At 43.3% G+C, this 19,207-nt stretch carries 15 protein-coding genes and 2 pseudogenes; 10 read left to right on the top strand and 7 right to left on the bottom strand.

Annotation, left to right across the window (positions count from 1 at the left end; translation table 11 throughout):
* Nucleotides 1–11 precede the first annotated feature (11 nt).
* The gene (locus ACQGQ5_RS12795) at nucleotides 12–878 is read right to left on the bottom strand and encodes a VirB6/TrbL-like conjugal transfer protein, CD1112 family (protein WP_455736879.1); all 867 of its coding nucleotides are present in this window, start codon (nucleotides 876–878) and stop codon (nucleotides 12–14) included.
* Nucleotides 879–890: 12 nt separating this feature from the next.
* Nucleotides 891–1,106, bottom strand: coding sequence for a Maff2 family mobile element protein (locus ACQGQ5_RS12790; RefSeq protein ID WP_444645237.1), 216 nt, complete (start codon nucleotides 1,104–1,106; stop codon nucleotides 891–893).
* A gap of 224 nt (nucleotides 1,107–1,330) precedes the next feature.
* Between ACQGQ5_RS12790 and ACQGQ5_RS12785 the strand changes: the two genes are divergently transcribed.
* Both ACQGQ5_RS12785 and ACQGQ5_RS12780 read left to right on the top strand, forming a co-directional pair.
* Complete coding sequence (locus ACQGQ5_RS12785) at nucleotides 1,331–3,127, top strand: hypothetical protein (protein ID WP_455736878.1); 1,797 nt, start codon at nucleotides 1,331–1,333, stop codon at nucleotides 3,125–3,127.
* A gap of 143 nt (nucleotides 3,128–3,270) precedes the next feature.
* Nucleotides 3,271–3,882, top strand: coding sequence for a hypothetical protein (locus ACQGQ5_RS12780; protein WP_455736877.1), 612 nt, complete (start codon nucleotides 3,271–3,273; stop codon nucleotides 3,880–3,882).
* A gap of 72 nt (nucleotides 3,883–3,954) precedes the next feature.
* On the opposite strand, the pseudogene ACQGQ5_RS12775 reads toward ACQGQ5_RS12780, so the two are convergent.
* The 4 genes and pseudogenes from ACQGQ5_RS12775 to ACQGQ5_RS12760 form a co-directional block, all read right to left on the bottom strand.
* Nucleotides 3,955–4,848: pseudogene (locus ACQGQ5_RS12775) on the bottom strand (VirD4-like conjugal transfer protein, CD1115 family); the annotation flags it as partial.
* 146 nt (nucleotides 4,849–4,994) lie between these two features.
* Complete coding sequence (locus tag ACQGQ5_RS12770) at nucleotides 4,995–8,948, bottom strand: P-loop NTPase (protein WP_455736876.1); 3,954 nt, start codon at nucleotides 8,946–8,948, stop codon at nucleotides 4,995–4,997.
* Nucleotides 8,949–9,172: 224 nt separating this feature from the next.
* Nucleotides 9,173–9,374: pseudogene (locus tag ACQGQ5_RS12765) on the bottom strand (transposon-encoded TnpW family protein).
* Between the two features lie 51 nt (nucleotides 9,375–9,425).
* Nucleotides 9,426–9,614: a hypothetical protein gene (locus ACQGQ5_RS12760; RefSeq protein ID WP_455736875.1), complete on the bottom strand. Its 189-nt coding sequence runs from the start codon at nucleotides 9,612–9,614 to the stop codon at nucleotides 9,426–9,428.
* A gap of 294 nt (nucleotides 9,615–9,908) precedes the next feature.
* Between ACQGQ5_RS12760 and ACQGQ5_RS12755 the strand changes: the two genes are divergently transcribed.
* Nucleotides 9,909–10,187: a type II toxin-antitoxin system RelB/DinJ family antitoxin gene (locus ACQGQ5_RS12755; RefSeq protein ID WP_455736874.1), complete on the top strand. Its 279-nt coding sequence runs from the start codon at nucleotides 9,909–9,911 to the stop codon at nucleotides 10,185–10,187.
* Complete coding sequence (locus tag ACQGQ5_RS12750) at nucleotides 10,184–10,465, top strand: type II toxin-antitoxin system YafQ family toxin (protein ID WP_455736873.1); 282 nt, start codon at nucleotides 10,184–10,186, stop codon at nucleotides 10,463–10,465. The genes ACQGQ5_RS12755 and ACQGQ5_RS12750 overlap by 4 nt, the downstream gene beginning before the upstream one ends.
* A 45-nt stretch (nucleotides 10,466–10,510) precedes the next feature.
* Here ACQGQ5_RS12750 and ACQGQ5_RS12745 read toward each other — a convergent pair whose 3' ends face one another.
* Nucleotides 10,511–11,530, bottom strand: coding sequence for a MobA/MobL family protein (locus ACQGQ5_RS12745; RefSeq protein ID WP_455736872.1), 1,020 nt, complete (start codon nucleotides 11,528–11,530; stop codon nucleotides 10,511–10,513).
* Between the two features lie 137 nt (nucleotides 11,531–11,667).
* On the opposite strand from ACQGQ5_RS12745, the gene ACQGQ5_RS12740 reads away from it, so the two are divergent.
* The 6 genes from ACQGQ5_RS12740 to ACQGQ5_RS12715 all read left to right on the top strand — a co-directional run bounded on the left by ACQGQ5_RS12740 (nucleotide 11,668) and on the right by ACQGQ5_RS12715 (nucleotide 19,192).
* The gene (locus ACQGQ5_RS12740; protein ID WP_455736871.1) at nucleotides 11,668–12,108 is read left to right on the top strand and encodes an OsmC family protein; all 441 of its coding nucleotides are present in this window, start codon (nucleotides 11,668–11,670) and stop codon (nucleotides 12,106–12,108) included.
* Between the two features lie 57 nt (nucleotides 12,109–12,165).
* Nucleotides 12,166–13,839: a dihydrolipoyl dehydrogenase gene (gene lpdA, locus ACQGQ5_RS12735; protein WP_455736870.1), complete on the top strand. Its 1,674-nt coding sequence runs from the start codon at nucleotides 12,166–12,168 to the stop codon at nucleotides 13,837–13,839.
* Entirely contained in the window at nucleotides 13,836–14,798 is a 963-nt protein-coding gene (locus ACQGQ5_RS12730; RefSeq protein WP_455736869.1) for a lipoate--protein ligase, read from the top strand. The genes lpdA and ACQGQ5_RS12730 overlap by 4 nt, the downstream gene beginning before the upstream one ends.
* Before the next feature lie 59 nt (nucleotides 14,799–14,857).
* A complete protein-coding gene (locus ACQGQ5_RS12725) occupies nucleotides 14,858–15,316 on the top strand; it encodes a MarR family winged helix-turn-helix transcriptional regulator (RefSeq protein ID WP_455736868.1) in 459 nt (152 codons plus the stop codon).
* A 248-nt stretch (nucleotides 15,317–15,564) separates the two neighbouring features.
* Nucleotides 15,565–17,895: a hypothetical protein gene (locus ACQGQ5_RS12720; RefSeq protein ID WP_455736867.1), complete on the top strand. Its 2,331-nt coding sequence runs from the start codon at nucleotides 15,565–15,567 to the stop codon at nucleotides 17,893–17,895.
* Nucleotides 17,896–18,334: 439 nt separating this feature from the next.
* Nucleotides 18,335–19,192: a tyrosine-type recombinase/integrase gene (locus ACQGQ5_RS12715; RefSeq protein WP_455736866.1), complete on the top strand. Its 858-nt coding sequence runs from the start codon at nucleotides 18,335–18,337 to the stop codon at nucleotides 19,190–19,192.
* Nucleotides 19,193–19,207: the final 15 nt, after the last annotated feature.

Here is a 19,207-nt window from a genome sequence, read left to right as displayed (position 1 = left end):
TTGGCCCGAAGTCAATGCGCACCGAAAATACTTTTTGAAAGGCTCCCCGTCTTAAAAAGCGTGAAGCACAAGAGTACCGTGTACCCCACGGCTGACCAGATCGCGCCGATGGGGTCGCCGCTTGTGGCGATGCTCTGGATCAAAACCGCGTAGATACCGACGCAGACCAGCATTAAAAAACCTTGAAAAGCCACGGCTAGTAGGGAACGGAAATAGTTGTGGCCCATGCTGCCAAGCTCCCGGTTTACCGTTGTGGCAAACGGAATGGGGGCCAAACTCGTCATCATATAAATTTCAATCATGCGTCCGTAGACGATCACGAAAACCACGATGTTCAGTGCAACCATCGTGAATTTTACAAAGATGGACTGCATCCACAGCCCGAGCAGGGGGCCTATGTCCATGCCTTGCAACGTGGTTTTGAGATTATCCAGCATACCGGACGTGACGGTCGTGCTGCTTCCAATCAGCCCCGCCGATTTGTTGACGACACTTTGCGCCACGTCAAACACGGCCATGACGATGTTGAACGTATTGGACAGAATCAGCACGGTGACAAAGGTTTTGAACACCCACTTGAAAAACATCCATGTGTCGATGTCGTGCAGGTTATTCCGGTCGATCAGCATTTGGATCAGCTCGTAGCACATGACGAAGGTGAGCACCAGCCCGGCAATCGGGAGGACAACCGTTTCGGAAAGCTGCTTTATCATGGAGAATACCCCGGCGTTCCATGACGCCGGGGAAGTTCCCACCTGTGTTGCAATCTCTCCGACTTGGGTGTTCACGTTGTCGAAAAGCCCGCTGAGATTTCCCATAATGCCGTCGATCAGCACGCCTTTGAGCCATTTGGTAATCCAGTTGGTGAGAAAATCCATATCACACTACCCTTACTTGAACAGGCCGGACAGCATCGGAACAAGGGTCGTACCCAAGAGAATGACGCCGCCGCCCGCCATGAGCTGTTTAATGCCTTGCGATTTTGCGCCCGGATTATCTGACCCGTACCCTTCCAGAAGGTTGATAACTCCCCAAACGGCAAGGCCCGCACCCAGCGCGACAACAAGGGTTTGCAATGTACTGACCGCACTTGTGAAAAACTGCATAGACTTTACCTCCATTTTTAGTTTTGAGCGCAAAAAAGCCGCCATTTCTGGCGGCAATGCTCTGTATTGAAATTGCATGTTATCGGAGGGGAGCGAGCCATATATTTACTCCTTTCTTGTTGTTTTATGGGAATTTCTGATTTATAATAAAGACGACCATTTAGCACTACCCAAACAGATGCTTAATATAAGGCACTCGCTATCGAGTGGGAGGAGGTCTAAAAATGTTATTTCAAAACGGTTGTGAAATTCTAAGGGCTGATTTTCATCTACATACAAAAAAAGACAAGGAATTTTCTTATATGGGTGATGAAAATTCCTTCGTTTCAGACTATGTATCTGCTTTAGAATCACAAAACATTCATGTTGGCGTTATCACTAATCATAATAAATTTGATTTAGAAGAATACAAAGCAATAAGGAAAGCAGCCAAGAAAAAGGACATTTTTATACTTCCCGGAGTCGAATTGTCTATTAAAGAAGGCAGTAATGGAGTTCATACGCTTCTTGTATTCAATCCTGATGAATGGCTCAAAGATGGTGAAAACTATATTGATTCTTTCTTGACATCGGCATTCTTAGGCATTGCAAATCGAGAAAATGAAAATACACGTTGCAATTACGATATTCCTACGACAATCAACACACTAGAAAATATGGGCAAAGATTATTTCATTATCTTTGCCCACATTGAGCAGAATAGTGGGTTACTTCATGAATGCCAAGGTGGATTGATTTCTTCACTATCTAAACAGCATGATTTTTGTAACCGTGTGCTTGGGCTTCAAAAATTGCGGACGATTGATAATAAAGCAAAATTGGAACAATGGATGGGGTATAGCATTGCTTTTGTTGAGGGTTCTGATCCCAAAGTAATAGATGATATAGGTAAGGGACTGAACTCGTCATATATTAAGATCGGGGATTTTTCATACTATGCGGTAAAATACGCCTTGCAAGATTTTCAAAATCGTGTCTATGCGTCGACAGAACCTTGTAAACATGGATATATTAAATCTGCAAGTTTTACAGGCGGAAAATTAGATGGATTAACAGTAAATCTTTCAGATGGACTCAATACTTTTATTGGAATCCGCGGTAGCGGGAAGTCTTCCGTACTTGAAGTCCTTCGATATGCTTTGGATTTGCCCGCTTTAATTGATAAAGATTATAAAGCCAACCTAGTTAAAAGTGTTCTCGGCTCAGGCGGACAAATATCGGTGAAAATTATAGATAAGTTTGGAAAAGAATATGAAATTCGCAGGATTCTAAATGAGACACCATCTGTTTTGAATTCAGACGAAAAAGACTTATCCATTTCTGTTCACTCTATTGTAAACAATCCTCTTTATTTTGGCCAAAAAGATTTATCCTTCACTAAAGGCGGATATGAACTTGAACTACTAAAAAAATTGGTCGGCAATAAAATAGACACTGAACAAGCGAATGTACATGTCTACCAAGCAGCATTGTGCGAATCTTTTCGTCAGTTGATAAATGTTGAAGCAATACCAGCTCAAATTGTTGAGTTGAAAGGAAAAAATGAAGACATTAATCATAAATTACAAATTTTCAAAGAAAAAGGAGTAGCAGACAAACTTAAAAAGCAAACTTCATGTAATGCTGATCTAACTAAGATTCAATCAACTGTGAAAACATTACAAGAAGCAATAGCTATTTTGAAAAATTTTAACTCTGAGACTATAAGAGCTGACATAGATTTGTCTAAATATACTTCAGAATATAACGCTGATATCTTTGGAGAAGCCAATGAAATTACAATTTCAATTATAAGCATCTTGCATGCTATTTCTCAGGATATTGAAAATTTGCAGGGGAAAAATGACGATTTAGATAAGGTATCTAAAAAGCTGTCAGACAGAGTAAGTTCTCTTAAAGAAGAGTTTGCCGAAATCAAGCGGGAGATTCAAGACGATACTATTGATCCCGATAGCTTCGTTAGATATACAAGTGAATTCGAAGAAAATAAGCTAAAGATAGGTCAGTTACAGAAATTGTAAAGAAAAACACCCGTGAGTATAATGAAGCATTACAATTAATCTATTACGCTTATTTAGCCGAAATAAAGAAGATCAACGAAAGTCAGGGCGAGCTTCATATTGAAATTGAGTTCAAAGGAGATAAGGCGCAATTTAAAACAGATATGAAAGAAAAATTCAAGGGCACGGGAATTTCAGATGCAAAATATCAGTCTTTGTGTGATGAGTTTCCTGATTTTGTAGCAATTGTAGAAGACCTTTTTATTAGTAGCGGAAGTAAATTACACACATTTTTATCTGATGGTGAGTTTGCAAAATTGTCGGATAAGATTAAAGAGAATTACGATGAACTAGTAGGAATCGATTGTCCTAATTTGGTAAGAATTTTATATCACGGAAAGCTTCTCGAAAAGCATTCGATCGGTCAACGTGCATCCGCATTATTACTTTTTATTCTTACTCAACAGGATAATGATGTGATAATAATTGACCAGCCCGAAGATGATTTAGATAATCAAGTGATATACAAAGAAGTTATTCATACAATCAAAGAAAAAAAGCCGTTCATTCAGTTCATTTTTGCTACTCACAATGCCAATATCCCTGTTTTAGGCGATGCTGAGAAAATAATCATGACATCTTATCAAGACGATAAGATTGCGATAGATGAAGGCAATATTGATTGCCCAAGCACCCATAAAGAAGTTGTAGATATTATGGAAGGTGGCAAGGAAGCATTCGAAAAGAGAAGACTTATTTATACCGCTTGGAAATAATTGTGGTTATGAGTCTATCCCCCGCTACTTTGCGGGGGATTATTTGTTCCATCGGGCCAAGTTGGCCCGAAGTTATGCAAACACATCTGGGTCGTCCACATCATCGTAGTTGAGAATGTCCTCGTCCTCTCCTGCGGTGGCTTCCTCTCCGGGCGCGTCTACCTCGTAAACGGTATATAGTTCATCCGGCTTCACTTTCATGCGCCGGTTAATCAGGGAAGAAATATCGAAGCTGTTGCGCTTGTCGGCCTCGGCGGTATACTTGTAGTTCGGGTGCTTTTTCAGGTCGTACTTGGGGGACAGGAACGGACGGAGGCCACGAAGCTGCAAAATGCACTTGGAGCCATCCATTGTGGTCAGCTCGTCTATCGTCATAAGCTCCTTGCCGAGCCGTTGAAGATTTTGGCCGTGGCTTTCCTGCATCCCCCGCGTGACGCTCTCGGTATACATGGAGATCGTTTCTTTCCCCAAAGCCTCCGAAAGCTCCTTGACGGTGGTGTGCTCTCGGCCCCCTAAGAAGATGACCGAATCCATATTGCCTAAAATTGTCTCGGCATTGTCTTTGTAAAGGGCCTTTAATTGGGCCTGCGCCTGTAAAAACAGGCACAGTGAAATTTCACGGGATCGAATGACGGCCACCAGCTTTTCAAGCTGCGGCACCTGCCCCGTGTTCGCTGCCTCGTCCCAAAGCACCCGCACATGATGGGGCAAGCGCCCGCCGTACTTGTTGTCGGCCCGTTCACACAGAAGGTTGAACATCTGCGAGAAAGCCAGCGCCACAATGAAATTGTAGGTCGTATCAGTATCGCTGATGATGAAGAACGTCGCCGTTTTCCGGTCGCCCATGCGGTCAAGCTCCAACTCGTCGTAGCTCATGATCTCCCGAAGCTGCGGAATGTCAAAGGGGGCCAACCTCGCACCGCAGGAAATCAGGATACTTTTAGCGGTCTTGCCAGAAACGAATTGTCAAGGACTTTTTCATCAAAAATAAAATCCCTGCAACGGTAAATTTCCGTTACAGAGCCTTTATATTTTTATATTCATATTCGTTGGCGTTGCCAAACTTTTAGACAAAAATTCAGGAGTTTAGTTTATTACCATATATACATTTATTAAGACTTATTCCATGCTATAATATTTTGGCAAAACTCATCAAATTCGACGTCACCAAATTCTTGACCACTTAACACTTTTTTACAAATAGCACGCAGTTCTTCATAATCATTTGGAGAAATCTTATGTTTAAATGATGCAAGTACACTCAGAATTTCAGACTTCAAGTTATCACTGGAAGAATCTCGGTATTGAGCATCACATTCATCAGTTAAAAATTCCAGCGTCTTAGAATACGCCCATAATAATTCTCCTACCTTATCAATTCCTTCATAGCCAGTTGTAATTGGAGTAAATGTTTCATACTCGTCTTCAAAGCATTCAAGCATTTGAGTAGTTATGTCTATCGGAAAAGGTGGAATCATTTTTTCGGCCAGGAGTTCATCATTAGTATCGATTGCCTGTTTTAAATCTGTAAAAAAGTTTTTTGACATTATTAAGCCAGTGGGTAAAATATCACCTCGGCTACTCCTACATAATACCACTAAATAGTCAAATGCTGTTTCGGTAAACGGTATGCAGTCATATAAAAACCTCATCAACGCTTCGCTTACTCTCACATCAAGGTCTTGAACAATTATTGGGTAATAACTCAGTGCTTTATTGCGGTAATATTTTTGGGGGAATATGATAAAATTCTCTTCAGCCAGTGTGCTAAGCGCACTTTGCGCCTCTTTTATGGCTTCCGTATAGTTTGCATTATACCATGCTTGAATTTGATATTTACTAAAATATTTGTTTGGTTGATGTCCCTGAAAATATAAGCACGCCATTAAAAGATATTCCAGCCGTTGCTCTTCTAATACGCATATTTCTGAATGCTGTCTCTGAAGAAGTCTTTGCTCATCGGAAACATTAGCAAAAAATACCTGCATTTTGCCTAATGCGCTCTGCGCAGTTCTTAAGTTAACTATTGCCAGTCTGGCCTTATCGCCATCTCTAACGAGAAAGCCCGCGAACTGTTCAGAAAAGTTTTGTATACTTTGAAAATAGTTGCCTTTTATCTTGCTGAAACCTTCCGGCATTTTTGCCTTTTCCTCAAAGGGTCTATCTTCATTGGGATATTTAAATTCACTAATTAGGCTTTTAACAATCTTCGTTCTGAGATTGTCTACATCCGCAGCAATATCGCCAAGATGCCTACCTTCGAGTACTTTACATATACAAGATGAACACTTCTCGAGAAGTGTGACTATATTCCTCCGAACAGAAAACCAATGTTCCAACCACTCGGCAATAGTATCGCACTCAAAATTACTCATTATGGTTTTGCTCCATAGGGAAGTAAACTCCTGATGAAACATAATCACAATATTTCTAATAGGCATAGTTTTATGAGCATCATCAGGTGATTTATATCTAGAAAGGAACTCCAATGTCGGTTTTATTGCATCGGCACAGTATTGCTCAAATATTGGAAGTGTTTTACAAATGGCTTTCAGTCTGGAAACACTTTCTTCGTTTCCTTTTCTGATATCACTTAACAATAGAATATACTCAACATGAATCGATTTCTTGTCCTCACTGACATAAATATTCAGAGATTTAGTGGCTACTTTTAAATATGTCAGAATAACCGAAAAGTTTTCTTCAACAAAATGCGCGTATACATCTTTATTTCCGCAGAAACACGTATACATAATCGAGGACATGGTATCCATTGAATGTTTTTCGCTTTCATTCCAAATCCTCTGGAGGGATATGTTCTTTGAGAGATTAAAGCCTAAGTCAATATTGTAAAGCCAATATGCAATAGTGGAATATGAGGCAACATCGCTGGTAACCTCAAAAAGGTCAATACCGTTTAGTTTGTTATACAACGCTTTGCAAAAATAATAAATATCCGTTTCAGCTAAAGTTAGTTTTGGGATAGCATCTCTAAGATTACACAAGTAGTCTATATTTGAGTTATCTGGAATAATATTTTTCATCTTATCCAAAGTATCTAGCGTTAGGTCGAATTCTTCAAATCTTGTGAATGGGTTTAATTCGGTGGCTACAAGAAAAAGTCCTCCATGCGCGTTTGCATCGTCAAAAGCCTCTCTGTTTTGATGAAAGTACTGCATTACGCTTCCAGAAAATAGCCCCTGCAAAGCTAATACATAATGCGACAAATCAGTGCTGTTCCACAGTGCGTCTGTTATATCAGAATAAAAGCTTTCCTTACTTGAAATTATATTAGGCAGTTTGGAAAACAGCTTTGGTAAATACAGTAAATCTGTTATCTGAGCCACTTGAATTGCCGTGTCGTTTATTTCCGAAAATTCATGCAGCTTATCAATGATATGTTGGGAACGAACCGGATGCAGTCCCTCAACATATTTTTCTGTTGAATTTACACGGATGAGAAATTCATTTTCAATGCTTTTCAAAACTTCACTATAATCACTAGAAGAAGTTTCTGATAAACTAGAGATTAGTTTTTTTGCCGAAAGTTTTATGCCGCAAACGTCAGCAAAACACACCTTACGAAGAATTTCGCATTTGATTTTTCCTGTGTCTGACTTACCTATTTCCGTAATTTGATATGAGATTCTCTCAGATAACATCTCACCGTGCGTAAGTAGGTATATGTATTCAATTAGCAGCTTCTTTTCAGCTACTATTGCCCAGGCTTTACGCCAGTCCGATATAGACGAATGAAGTTTATTAGCTTTTTTCAGCACCTCAAAAATTTCTTGTGCTTCTATTTCTTTTAGAGCCAGTTTGATTGTTTGTACCGCTCTCACATTACTCAGATCACCGCCATATCTATACCAATCGTCTTCTCTCGTTGTAAGAAGGAGCTTGTAGTGATAAGACACCTCTTCCTGTAAAAGCTGAGCTAGTCTATTCCATTCACTTAATTGTGAATCCAAATTGTCAATAAGAATAAGCGGCTTTTCGCCCAGCCTTACTCTTGATTTGAAGTATTGTACAATGTTGCCCAGTTCTTTGGAATCGTTGCACCATAAAAGTTGATAAATAGTGTATTCGTTCTGTAAATCATAGGAAACTTGAAGCGCTAATGTTGTTTTGCCTTGTCCGCTTGGAGCTTTAATGACGGTGACTCTATTATCTTGGATTGCATCTTTGATTTCTCGTTCCAATTGCAAACGCCTTACAGGCAATTGCAGAGCGATATCTTGAGGGGTAGCTTTTTTCCCTTCAAAATAGCTTAAATCCGAATCAACTTGCGTTGTATGGAAATCGAGTCTTTTTATCCAACTGTGTGCCGGGTTCTGAGGTCCTTTACTAATATCATCTTTGACGGATTGAATTAGACTATCAAGCTCACGTCTGTCTATGCCAGCTCTTTGTTCCATTTTTTCAAGACACCGTATTTTGATGCTGTTAGCAAAAACTGAAATATTATCTGTTGTAATGTCATAAGCCTTTATTAATTCGATTTCAATTTCATTAGCCAGACTATTTTTCTCTATTTTTTCAAAAGAAAGCTTGGCAACAAAATCTTGGAGTATGAAGTCCTTCCAATTCCAACTAGAGTTTTCTGCTTTTATTTGCTCGATAACCCCAGCCCAATATAAAGTTGCCTTATCATCTAAATCATTAGCAAACAACTTGCTCAAATTTCCTTTGGCTACAGAAAAATCATAAACCAATTTGAAATTACGAGTATTATCCAGCAGGTAAGCCTCAAGAAAATTCTTCAGAACGTCCTTCAAGAAACTCGCATCCTGTTTTTCAGTAGAATACTTCAACTGTATATGAGTAATGTCCTGGGCTGCATCTTTATATACTATTTGGTCGATATCTTCAATTCCCTCCAGATTGTAAATAGTACCAACTTCTAACTCTGAGAGGATCAGGTAGCAAGAATATAGAAACTGATATGTAAATCCTCTTAGCGCAATTTTCCCACCATTACGAGAGCTTTCCAATTCTTGAATTGTTGCCTTTGGGAGTACAGATTTTTTGTTGTTTTTTGGGGGGGATTTTTTCTTTTTACGCATCCTAACCACCTACTTTCATTATTACTATAATCTGTCGTTAGACAAGTTTCACACTGAATGATTCTCAGTTTGGCCACGGATAGTTATACAAATAGAAAATAAAACCGCCATTTAATCAAAGTTCGGCTAATTATTCCATTTATCGCTATAATAATAGCACGATGGATTTACAATGTCACGTTATGCGTTTTAACGAATTGTTAGGGATTTTTTTAAACTCAATATCACATTTGGCTGACCTCGTTACGGAGCATCCGCTTGATTTTGTCGCTCAGGGTTTCGCTACTGGTGGCGCTGAAATGAATCGTCACCTGATACGTGGTCTTGCCGATTTTTTTTTACAAGCGCAGGGCGCGCATCCCCCTGCGCGGGTAGAGGCTCTTTTCTATCGGCGGCGGTAATAGTGGCGGCGTTTTTATTGTTCATGGACAACTCCCTTCTCAAAAGAAAATGCCCTCCATCTGTAGAATGAAAGGCTCATATGATGTTATGGTCTTTTCTTCTTGCGCGTTTGGATTCATAGCGCGGGCATTTCACAACCACGGCCCGGAAGCTCTGCTTACAGCCGTGGATGCATTTCCGGCAGAGAGCGTTGTATGTGATGCGGTTGCGGTGATCAAGGAAAAACACCCATTCCAGTTTTCGTTTCTTGCTCATTCTCGGCATGGAAACGCCTCTTTCCCGACTGTCACGCTGATATGAACCGATAGGCAGATATTCTGTATCTTCTCGGTGTCAATTCCGGGGAATTCTGCTCTTGTAAGGCCCCGTGCGGGAGGCAGGCGTATCGGAGCTTGGATAGGATAGATGGATAGGAATTGTTGCGCTTCGGTATCATTTCGGGGTTGTTTTTCAATACTCATGTTCAGGCTCCTTAATAAAAATATTTTCGTGCATTGTGTTGTGTTTTTCGTGCAATCAGCATATAATATTAATACCAGCAAGGAAGGAGATGATTGTATGGCTGGCTCTACTACCAACATCAGCATCCGCATGGATGCCGACTTGAAAGCGCAGGCTGACACGCTGTTTAACGAATTGGGGATGAACCTCTCCACGGCGTTCAATATTTTTGTCCGTCAATCGCTTCGGGAAGGCCGGATTCCCTTTGATGTTTCGCTCAATCAGCCCAATGCCGAAACCATTACGGCTATGCAGGAAGCGGAGAGGATTGCGAAAGACCCGAATGTAAAGGGCTATACGGATATGCCTCGGCTTTTCGCGGACCTTGACACATGAAGTACACGGTAAAATACACCACGGTATTCAAAAAAGACTACAAACTGGCAAAGAGGCGCGGCCAAAAAATCGAGCTTTTGCAGGAAGTTGTTACGCTCCTTGCTGCGGGTGAAATACTCCCCGAAAAGAACAAAGACCATGCCCTCACCGGAAATTGGATCGGCCATCGGGAATGTCATATTCTGCCGGACTGGCTGCTGGTCTACCGGATTGAAGATGATGTGCTGGTTTTGACTCTCACCCGCACCGGCACACACAGCGATCTGTTTGACAAATAAAGCGACGCCGTATCAGGGAACCTGTACGGCGTTTTGCTTTGCTTGTCAGCGGTCATGTTCCTGATTCCGATGTGTTTCTGCTTTAGCGAGCTGATCGGCGGTCTTTCGGATTTTCTCCACAGCCCTGATGTCCTCACGCATGGCTTTCATATGCTGGTATTGCTCGTCTTTATGGGTGGTAAGGCGTTCAACCTCGGCCCGCCATTTTTTAGGATCAATGGCTTCGCCGGAGGCTTTCAGTTCATCAAAATATTTGGCGGCTGCATCGAACAAAATTAGTTCAGCGCGGTGCTTCTCTGTGAAGGTGTCCCGCATACCCGGCTTAATACCGGAAAGACGTTTGTGGACGGCTTTGTTTTCGGAATATTGCTTCCACAAGGAAAGGCGTTCATTGAGCGCGGCAAGCTGGCGCTCGGCACTCACGATTTCACCGCGCAGAGCGTAATAATCACCGTTCATAGCGGAGATTTTATCATACAGCTCCCGCATGGAAGTGATGCCGTTGGATTGCAAAAAGTTGAACAGGGCGGTGCTCTCCTTGAGCGCCTTTACCTTGCCATAGCGCGATTCGGGCTGGGGCATGGAGGCTTTTGCCTGTTGAAGCTGCTCCCATATACTGCGCCTTTCTTCCGGCTTCGCAGCCTGTTCCTTTGACCAGTTGTAAAGCCGGGTAATCTGGACCTTGATTTCTTTGAGTAGCTTGTTCTGCGCGGCAATTTCACGATTGACGCCGCCTTTCTCGGTGGGGATGCCCCGGCGCTCCATCTGTGTAGCAGCAACGCCCATGTGAACAGTGGGTATCTGCTCCACGCTCTGCCGCTTATAGCTGCGGTGGTCGATGCGCTCCAACAGGCCCTTTTGCTCCAAAGCACGGTTGCACAGATCAGCCCACGCGGAGCGCCATTGTTCGGCTTTTCTTTTGTCGTTCCAATCGGTGGTATTGACGCGGCGGCTCTTATACTTACCGCTTGGAAGCCGGATACGCTGGCCGTGTTCGTCAAGCTCATATTCCTTCCGGCACTTCGCGCCCCATGTTCCATCCTGCTCCAGCGGGCGCAAGGCCAAATTACCATCGCGGAAAAAGGGGAAATGATAATCGTCTAAAATACTTACTTAATTAAGTATTGACCATGAACCTGCCGCATGTTATGATATAAAAAATAGATTAGTCAACCTACTAAAACAGAAAAGGAGTACTTACCATGTTAACAACATTCAAAGCCTCTGCAAAAAAACTCCCCGAAGGATTACAGGTCAACTGCGGCGCAAGAAAGTTCAATTTCTTATTGGATGAGCCAGAGGAATTGGGCGGAACTGACGCTGGTATGAACCCTGTAGAAGCAGTTCTCTGTGCGTTTGGTGCGTGTCAGTCGATTGTGGCGGCTGCGTTTGCTCAGGCACAGGATTTCCATTTTGATGAGGTTCACGTTGAATTGGAAGGAGATTTGGATCCAGACGGGTTTATGGGACTTGCCGACGTAAGAAACGGTTTTCAAGAAATCCGTTACACAGTTCATTTTAAAACACAGGAAAGTCAGGAAAAGGCGGAAGCCTTTGCAGCGTATATGGCAGCTCATTGCCCGGTTGGAGATTGTCTTGAAAACGGCGTGAAGTTGGTTAATGCCGGCGTTGTAAGAGAATAGATCAGTTAAAATGGGGCAAAGCTTAAGCTTTGCCCTCATATTTTGGAGGGAAACAAAGTGAACGTTGTTTTTACAGCAGTTACCGGTGCGAAACCGGGCAAAATTGGGAAAATGAGTGTATCCTGCGGTGATTGTGTGCAGGAAGGCGATGTGCTTGTGCAGGTGGAAGTGGGAAAGGGAAACAAAACCATTCGTGCGCCGCAAAGCGGGAGGATTACCAACGTCTTTTTTAAAGAGGGGGATGAGGTTGCTTCAGGCCAGACACTGTTTGAGTTGGAGAATGAAGATGCTGTTTCCGTCTGCAAATTGAGTGAGGACGAAAAGCAGGAGGAAAAACTGGACACGGAATTACTGGTAATCGGCGGCGGGCCTGGTGGTTATGTGGCCGCAATTTATGCGGCACAAAAGGGAATTGCGGTAACGCTGGTGGAAAAGAGTGCTCTCGGGGGCACCTGTTTAAACGTTGGCTGCATTCCCACAAAGGCTTTGATTCAGGCGTCCGAAACATTTCGCCATGTCCGGGAGGCATACCGGTTTGGAGTACACGTTGAAGGAACGGTCTCGGTAAACATGAAGGAAGTCATCCAACGAAAAGAAGATGTTAAAAACCGTTTGATAGACGGAATTGCTTGCCTAATGGAAAAGCATAGAATTCGTGTGATTTCGGGCACAGCATCCTTCGTATCAGCTACTGAGGTATGTGTAAACGGAAAGAGAAGATATCACATTACGGCAAAGGATATCATTGTAGCGACCGGTTCGCGCTGTAGCAGCCTGCCCGTACCCGGTATAGATTTACCGATGGTTATGAACAGCACGCAGGCACTTTCTTCCGACGATCTTCCTCAAACGATTACAATTATTGGCGGCGGTGTTATCGGTATGGAATTTGCCTTTCTTTATCGTAATCTTGGCGTACAAGTTCATGTCGTGGAATTCCTTGATCGCCTCTTGGCGATGCTTGACGAAGAAGTTTCACAAGCTATTCGTGAATTTGCCGAAGAAGCGGGTATTCATGTGCACACTGGGAGCAAGGTGCGGGAAATTCGTTGCTCTGAGGATGGACAGGCGGTCATTAGCTGTGAAGGGAAAGACGGTACGATGATTTTGGTAAGCGATCGAGTGCTTGCCGCAGTCGGAAGAGAACCAAATTTAGAGAGCCTCAACACCGAAAATGCAGGCATCCGGCTTCGTGAACACGGCCGGGGTATTGCCGTAGATGAACACATGCGCAGTAATATCGAAAATATTTATGCCATCGGTGACGTTACAAATATCCTGCAGTTGGCGCATGTGGCATCCCACCAGGGAATTGTCGCTGTTGAAAATGTTTTAGGCAATCCGGTTTCTATGGATTATGCGGCGGTTCCCAATGTGATTTTCACGACTCCCGAAATCGCAAGCGTGGGTCAGACAGCCGGAGAATGCCGGAAAAAAGGCATCGAAATTGACACCAGCAACATAAACTATTCCGGCAACGGAAAGGCAATGATTATGAACGAAACCAGTGGGTTTGTCAAACTTGTCCGAGAAAAAACAACCGGCAAGATACTGGGAGGCTCCATCATCGGAGCGGACGCATCCGCTTTACTGCCCACACTGACAGCTGCCGTTGCCAAAGGATTAACCGATCAGGAACTGTCGCATATGATTTTTGCCCATCCGACCACTTCGGAAATCATACATGAGGCGGCTATGGACTTTGGTTCGGGCGCAATTCATCAGATATGAGCAGAATCATTCTGTCTGCGGAAACAAACCCATATTTTAACGTGGCCGCAGAGTACATGCTCTGCTTGGAGCAGAAACCGCAAACACGCCTTTTTTTGTGGCAGAACAGTCCGGCAGTGGTGCTTGGACGAAATCAAAGCTTCAGTGCAGAGTGTGACATGGATTTCATGAAAGCGGAAGGAATCTTTCCTGTACGTCGATTTTCAGGCGGAGGAGCAGTTTTCCATGATCTTGGAAATTTGAATTTCACTTTCTTGGACCGGGAGGAAAATGCTGCTCCGGATCGGTATTTGGACATACTCCGCAGCGCGTTGTGCCGTGTCGGTATTCCGTGTGAATTCAGCAGCCGGAACGACTTGCTTTACATGGGCAAGAAATTCTCCGGACATGCGTATTTTGCGGATCGAGGAAGTTATTTTTACCATGGAACGATCATGGTTGATGTAAATATGAGTATGCTTTCCCGCGCATTGCGCCCTTCATTTCTTAAACTGCAGTCCAAAGGCATCAAGTCGGTTAGAAGCCGGGTGGTAAATCTGAGGGAGATCACTCCTTCCATCACTGTTGAACAGATCAGGAAAGCCTTGATTGCAACATTCGCACAAGAGGAAGGAATCTCCCCGGCTGCCATCACGCTGGAGCAAAAGACTACCACCCCGGTTGTTCAGAATATGATCAGCGGAAAGGAATGGATTTTTGGCGAAACACCCAACTTTGCTGTAACATTTTCAAGACAGCTTTGTTTTGGTATTGTAACAATTTCCGCCAACATTGCCAATGGCCGTATTACATGCGCAAAAATCCACTCCGATGGATTGCTTCCGCTGGACTGGAGCGCGTGTGAAAACAAATTAATCGGAATGCTTTTTCAGGAAAGTATAATTGCCCAACAAATTGAAATATGTTATAATCAAATCAAACATTCATTAACAGACGCACATTTTATGCCGGGAGTTTAAAAACCGAATGAACGGTCATTTGTTGCGCATGAATGAAATTCATTCGCAGGAGAACAATCATGTTTAATCTGGATGACTGCATTGCGCTGATTACCTGTCGAAGCTCCAAGGTGTTTGTGACGTCATTGGAGCACAGGCTTCGCCGTCATAACATTACCAGAATTCAATCCTTTGCCCTCTACTACATTCACCAGAATTCCTGTATTACACAACGAGAACTTGCTGATTTTCTGGCCGTGCGTGAACCGGCCGTTGCACGACTGGTTCGAGAACTTGAACAGCAGGGGTTGTTGGTTCGAAAGGGAAGCAGTACGGATAAAAGGGTCCATCAGTTGCTATTGACAAGCCTAGGAGAAAACCTGTATGAGGAAGTCATGGAGGTCATTGAAGAGTTTAAAGCAGATACGGTTCATGGTATCTGCGAGGAAGATTTACAAACATTGAAAAGCTGCTTAGCACTCATGGTGGAAAATGCAAAGAATAATGACCGGAACTACAAGGATTATACATCTAAATAAGTTTAAAAATTAGAATTCTCGATTTTGAATTTTTATCAAGTCTTCTTCCTTGATGATGTAGTAATGGGCATTCGTGCAGATTGAAAAAAGTTCGGATTTGTGTTTTCATTGAAGTAAAAACAGCCATTACAGAACATTCATGTACCGTAACGGCTGTTTTCGTATTATAATGGTAGATTTTCTGGTTTACTTTTCCTCTTTATTTGTGCTATCCTTAGAAAGGTTATAAGAATACGGAGGATGAAACGATGGACAAGTTCATTTTGGAGCGGGATGGGCAGCTTGACTTTTACAATCGGGTATTGCCGCGTGTCAATCCCGCACTTAATATAGAGGACATATTAGCCGACAACAGCGACGGAGTTTTAAACGGCAACTTGCTTGAATTCAAGCTAAATGTAACCGACTTAAACGCGGTCTTGTTTCAATGCGTCAAATATCTTTCAGCTATGCGTATCAAGGGCAAGCCGATACCCGCTAATATTCTGATCATCGACTTGAACGCGGCCATGCTATGGATCTATCATAGCGCGGACTATTTGTCAGCGGTTGAAAAGCCGTATAGTGGCGGCGCGTCAAAGGACAACAGCGGCTTTATTGGATCGGCGGCTGTGGAATTACTTCATTATGAAGCGAGCTCTACAGACACAACACGCCTAGTTGCTCTGCTCAAAGAAAACAACTTTACCAAAACCCACATTGACGAAAACTGTATTGTGGGTTGGGCTGAACACTTTTACCGCCGCATGCCGACGGCGCGTAAAGAGGATTTTTTAGGTGACGATACGGGCAAGCATAAGAAAATAGGAGAAATAAGAAAGCCGGTTGTTTTCGCCGATTACCTTATTCCCTACACGGGCAAGACAAACGTAAAGTTTAATTATCTTATGGATAAGTTAAACGATTTTTTATTAAAGAAAAACCTCGGCGCGTTCTATACACCGCCCGAATATGTGAAAAAATCTCTTGAATTGGTCCGGCAGGCGATTGCACGCGTTCCAGCCGGGAATGATTACATTATTCTTGACCGCTGCGCAGGAACAGGTAACCTTGAAAGTGCCATGACGGATGACGAATTAACACATACAATCGTGTCTACGATAGAATACTATGAATACAAGGTTTTACAGGAATTATTAGGTTCACGGGTTAAAGAGATAATCCCGCCCATTGAAACCGCCGACACGTTTAACGCGGGTCTGGTTACAGGTGCGGACGCATTGAGCAAAGGATACATTGATAATCCGATCATCCGTAAATACATAGACGATCCGAATAGAACGGTTATCTTATTTGAGAATCCGCCCTACGCCGAAACGACGTCGGCGGAACATCAACGACGCGGCGCGGGAGCTAAATCTTCGGCAACGTGGAAAAGAAGCTATGTAGTTAAGGAAATGAAAGCAGATATGAAAGGCAGAGTCAAGGGTTCGCCCTATAACGATATGGGAAATGCCTTTATATGGAGCGGGTTCCAGTATTATCTGCGTCAACCAACGGATAGTTATATCGTGTTTTCGCCTGTGAAGTATTGGAAAGCGCAGCATCTCATTAACAAGCGTTTTTTGGGTGGCTGCGCCTTTAATCGCCGCCACTTCCACACGAATATAGACGCTTGTATTATGTGCGCCCTATGGGCGAATGAGGATGTGGAAACCGTAACTGATTTGACGTTAACGGGCTATGACATTGTGGACGGAAAACTAACCGAATACCCGGAAAAACTGCCAGTTAAGCGCATATATGAGAATTACAGCGCGGTTTATTACGATAAGCGCAATTTTTCGGACACGGACAATTCGGACGGCATCCTTACCGAAGGTGACGGATTAGAAGCGCGGAATGGGCAGAAATGTCGAGTTACGCCTATTTATAATGATAACATCCTTTGCTATATGGTTGCTGATAGTTCGGGTTTTGATAATCCCGATTTGCATAGCAGTATTTTAGTAGGAGCGCGTTATAATGGTAATGGCTTTTTTGTCCGCAAGGATAATTACCTGGAAAAGCTGCCGATGTTCTGTGCAAGCCGCTATATTACATATAATCGCGGTTGGACAGAACGCGCCAGAATCATGAAAAGCGCGGACGGCTCAGCGGCGTTTTCCAGTGACGCGGCAAGCGGCAAACTAAAGTCGTTTTTGCTGAAATGCCTTTTGTTCACCTGTCTTGAAATGCAAAACCATATGAGAACATTCACGGGCAGTGATGGACGGTTTTATCGTAATGAATTGTGTCTCGACACGGCAAACGGCGAAACATTAGCGGCGCGGGATATAAAGGACTTGACGCCGGACGCCGCAGAAAGGGCTTTAATGACACAATGGAATACTGTTTTGAAATACGCGAAACTTGCCAAACCGAACGAACGCGGAAACGGATATAATCCCGCTTTGACGTATGGGGTATATCAAATTTACGCTGAATTGGACACCTCATACAAGGATGAGGCGGTGGATAAAACCGTCTACGACAATGTGGAGCTACACACAGCTTTAAACGCCCTGAAAGAGCTTGTAAAAGCTTATTACAACGCTGAAATCGTGCCGACGCTGTTTAAGTATGAATTTTTGAAATAATGCGCTTCAAAGATTGCAACTGCCGGAAAAGTGATATTTCGTTTACAGCATCTAACATAGTGATCCCCTTCTGTGTGGACTATATCCTGCAAAATGGACAGTGAAAATCAAAACCACGCGTTGAACGCGTGGTTTTGATTATGCCTTGGAATTCTTGCTGCCCGTAACTTTGTATGTCTTACATGACCTCCTTTTGTTTTTTAATGCGGTTGACAGACCTGCATCTATTTTAACAAAAGGAGTTTTTCTTGTACCTAAAGATTTTCAATCCCACCAGCAAAGCTGGCGGTTCTTTGCGCTGAAATATTCTATACGATGGATAAATCATAAAATAAAAATAAAAATATATAGGATTCAGCGATAGCTTTGCATTGGACTTCCACAATAAAAGCTATGCAATGGTAAAATAAGTCTGGCGCATGAAAGGAGATCCTATATTATGTTGCAAAAAGAAGCGAAACGAGCAATTACCCCCAAAACGGTAAAGCATTTCACTGTTTACCTTCAGGAACAGGAAAAAAGTGCTTCGACAATTGAGCTCTATCAGCGCAGCCTTGCCGCATTATGCAAATTTCTCGGTGATGAGCCGGTCACAAAAGGCGCCTTAATTAAATGGAAAGAAAGCCTGATCGTGCGATACGCGGCAGCCAGCGTCAACGCCATGATAGCAGGCGTCAATGCTTATTTGAATTTTATCGGTTGGTCCGACTGCAAAATAAAGCCGCTGAAAATACAGAGAAGCCTGTTTTGTCGGGAGGAAAAAGAACTGACCCGCGCAGAATACCTTCGTTTGGTACACACAGCTCAAAGGGAAGGAAACGAATGTCTTTGCATGGTGCTCCAAACCATCTGCGCCACCGGCATACGGGTTTCCGAGCTGCAATTCATCACCATAGAAGCGGCACACGCGGGGCGTGCGGTTGTAAACTGCAAAGGGAAAACACGCACGATCCTTTTGCCCCAAAAGCTCTGCCGCGCGCTGATCAGATACGCCAGAAAGCAGCAGAGGACTTCCGGGCATATTTTTATCACAAAAACCGGCAAACCCCTTGATCGCTCCAATATCTGGCGAAGCATGAAAGCCCTTTGCAAAGGCGCGGGCGTGGCCCCGGGAAAGGTTTTTCCTCACAACCTGCGTCATTTATTTGCCCGAACCTACTACACGCTGGAAAAGGATCTGTTTCGGCTGGCGGATATTCTCGGTCACTCCAACGTAAATACCACCCGGATCTATACCATGGAGAGCGGTACGGTTCATGCACGTCAAATCGAACAAATGAGGCTTGTGGTCACATAATTTCTATTATGTTGT

The sequence above is a fragment of the Caproiciproducens sp. genome (genome assembly GCF_053840905.1).
This window is presented reverse-complemented; position numbering and strand designations above follow the sequence as displayed.